Origin of the sequence: Gemmatimonas sp. (assembly GCF_044345575.1) — a bacterium.
Lineage (GTDB): Bacteria > Gemmatimonadota > Gemmatimonadetes > Gemmatimonadales > Gemmatimonadaceae > Gemmatimonas.
Genome location: NZ_JBIJAW010000417.1, coordinates 1 through 2692, shown reverse-complemented (window position 1 = coordinate 2692; position 2692 = coordinate 1). Strand labels below are relative to the sequence as shown.

Sequence of the window (2692 nt, the reverse complement as noted above, 5' to 3'; positions counted from 1 at the left end):
TGGCCGATACGGTGCTGTTCTTCGCGAGCCCGTGGGCGCGTTCCGTGACAGGGCAGAATCTGATCGTGGATGGCGGGCTGGTGTTCGGCTGAGCCGCCGCCCGCACACCCACCTCTCAGCGCATCCGCAGTACCACATACGTGAAGGCCTGCACACCACCGCTCGGGGTGGTGTGCTCTTCGCGATGTGACGCGACCAAGTCGAACGCCTCACCAAACTCCGCCGCCAACGACAGGTCGCTGTAACGGCAAGTCTCCAGCCCACTGCAACGCAGTGGCCCATCGTCAGCGAAGGTCGCCACGATCGCATGGCCTCCGGCGCGCAGCGCAGTGCGTAGCTGCTGAACGTAGCGGGCCCGATCGGCGGCGTCGGTGAGGAAGTGAAAGACCGCCCGATCGTGCCACACGTCGTACGCCGAGGGAGCCAGTGCCACCTCGAGCACATCGGCCGCCAGCCACGTGACCGGTGCGGCGGCGTCGCCGAGACGCGCGCGAGATACGTCGAGCGCGGCAGCAGAGATATCGAGCACCGTGAGATGCTCGTATCCCCGCGAGAGCAGCGCATCCGTCAGCCGCGATGCACCGGCGCCCACATCGATGATCCGCGCATTACGCGACGGCGCAACCTCGGCGATGATGGCGAGCGATAAGGTCGGTTCGGCCTGATACCAGCTCACCGTGTCCACCGCCTTGGTGCGATAGACGTGCTCCCAGTGTTCGGTTCGGTTCATGGCGAATATGTCCAGTAGCGTGACGGTCGGCCTGATCAATACTATAGGCACATGACCACACCACGCGATGCGCTCGCCCTGCATGCTGCCGGCAAAACCACCCACGCGCGAGTCGCGAACACGCGGACCGCCACGCTGGCGGCCATCGCGCTGACCGTTGGCATGCTCAACGGCGTCGGCGCACAGAGCGCGCCCGTTGCACCGACTGATCAACGCATCGATGTCGTCACGCCGCTGGCGCCTGAGCTGGCCACCCTCGGCGCGTATCCCATTGGCGTGCGGACTATCAGCGTAACCGACCGCAACCGACGCGATGTACTGCGCATGATCGCCGGGGACAGTACCGCGCGATACGACCGGTCTCTCACGCTCGAAGTGTGGTATCCCGCGGCGGGCCCGAGCTCCGAACGGCTCGGAGAATATCGGGTCATCATGCGCGACCCAACGGTCACCGTATCGCTCTTCGGCCGAGCCATGCGCGATGCCGCGCCGCGTGATGGTGACGCGCCGTTTCCGCTGGTCATCATCTCACACGGATACCCCGGCAATCGCTACCTGCTCAGCCACCTCGGCGAGAACCTGGCCAGCAAGGGCTACGTTGTGGTCTCCATCGATCACGCGGAAAGCACGTACGACAACGCCAAGGCATTCGCCAGTACGCTGTACAATCGGCCACTCGATCAACTGTTCGTGTTGCGATCGATTGCCGAGCTTGCCGCACCGGCGTCGAAGAGTTTCCTCGCTGGTCGGGTAAACGTGAGCCGCACCGGCGTCATTGGGTATTCGATGGGCGGGTACGGCGTGGTCAACGCCATCGGCGGTGGCTTCAGAACGGCGGCCGCCACATTGCCGGGTGCGCCGCCGCGGGCGCTGCTGCTCGAGCGCAGCGCCGACACGCCATCGTATCAGCAGACCGGCGGAGATACACGCATCGCCGCGGCGGTGGCCATTGGTCCGTGGGGCATGCAAGCCGGCTTCTGGGATGCCGCAGGCTTGGCCGGCATTCGCACCCCCACGCTGTTCGTTGCCGGCAGTGCCGACGACGTCTCGGGGTATGAGAACGGGACGCGCGCGTTGTTTCGCGGAGCGGTCAACGCCGATCGCTATCTGCTCACATTTCTCGGGGCGGGACACAACGCCGGTGCACCGATTCCGGCGCCCGCCGAGAGCTACGCCTTCTCAGAAGCGCTCAAGTCCTTCCCGTTCACGCACTACGCCGACCCCATGTGGGATACGCGTCGCATGAACAACATCCTGGCGCATTTCGTCACGGCGCACTTCAACGCGCGCCTCAAGGGCGACAGCAGCACGCTTGCCTATCTGCAGCTGGTGCCGAATGGGAAAGACGGCGTGTACGCCGTCGATCGCAGCGGCAATCCACTCGCGTCCCACACCTACTGGAAGGGGTTCAAGCGGGGGACGGCGGCAGGGCTGATGCTCGAGGCGGAGCGGGCGGCCGCGCGCCGGCCGTAGTCAGCTGACGGGCATCAGATCTTTCGGATCGGTCCCGGATACGTTGCAAGCAGGGCGTCGGCAGTCACCAGCGTGATGCCTTCGCTGAGCGCCTGTGCCAGCAGGAGGCGATCGAAGGGATCGCGATGAATATCCGGCAGCCCCTCAACACTGACCGCGTGCTGGCTGGTGATGGCGAGTTCCGTGTATCCATTGTCCAGGAGGCCACGGCGCAACACGCGTGGTTCGACCCGAAAGTCCTTGCGGCCGAGGGAGTTCTTGATGGTGATCTCCCAGAGGCTTACTGCGCTAAACCACAGGTCGTTGCCGGGATCGTTTAGCAGCTTGCGCGCACTGGCCGTGAGCCGCTTGGAGTTGCCAGCCGCCCAGAGCAACACCTGGGTGTCGAGTAGCAGCTTCACGCGCCGAGGCCGAACAAGGCGGCAATCTCATCCTCGCCCATGCGGTCGAAGTCCTTGGGCACCGCGATCTCGCCTGCCAGAAAGCCCA

At 65.0% G+C, this 2692-nt stretch carries 4 protein-coding genes; 2 read left to right on the top strand and 2 right to left on the bottom strand.

Going from position 1 to position 2692, the window contains the following annotated elements:
* Positions 1 to 92: SDR family oxidoreductase (locus tag ACIQ6O_RS16050; protein ID WP_396208779.1), on the top strand; the 92-nt coding region annotated here is incomplete at its 5' end.
* Positions 93 to 115: 23 nt separating this feature from the next.
* Here ACIQ6O_RS16050 and ACIQ6O_RS16045 read toward each other — a convergent pair.
* Positions 116 to 730: a class I SAM-dependent methyltransferase gene (locus ACIQ6O_RS16045; RefSeq protein WP_396208778.1), complete on the bottom strand. Its 615-nt coding sequence runs from the start codon at positions 728 to 730 to the stop codon at positions 116 to 118.
* A gap of 51 nt (positions 731 to 781) precedes the next feature.
* Here ACIQ6O_RS16045 and ACIQ6O_RS16040 point away from each other — a divergent pair, with 51 nt between their 5' ends.
* Entirely contained in the window at positions 782 to 2203 is a 1422-nt protein-coding gene (locus ACIQ6O_RS16040; protein ID WP_396208777.1) for an alpha/beta hydrolase family protein, read from the top strand.
* Between the two features lie 14 nt (positions 2204 to 2217).
* Here ACIQ6O_RS16040 and ACIQ6O_RS16035 read toward each other — a convergent pair whose 3' ends face one another.
* Complete coding sequence (locus ACIQ6O_RS16035; RefSeq protein ID WP_396208776.1) at positions 2218 to 2604, bottom strand: type II toxin-antitoxin system VapC family toxin; 387 nt, start codon at positions 2602 to 2604, stop codon at positions 2218 to 2220.
* Positions 2605 to 2692: the final 88 nt, after the last annotated feature.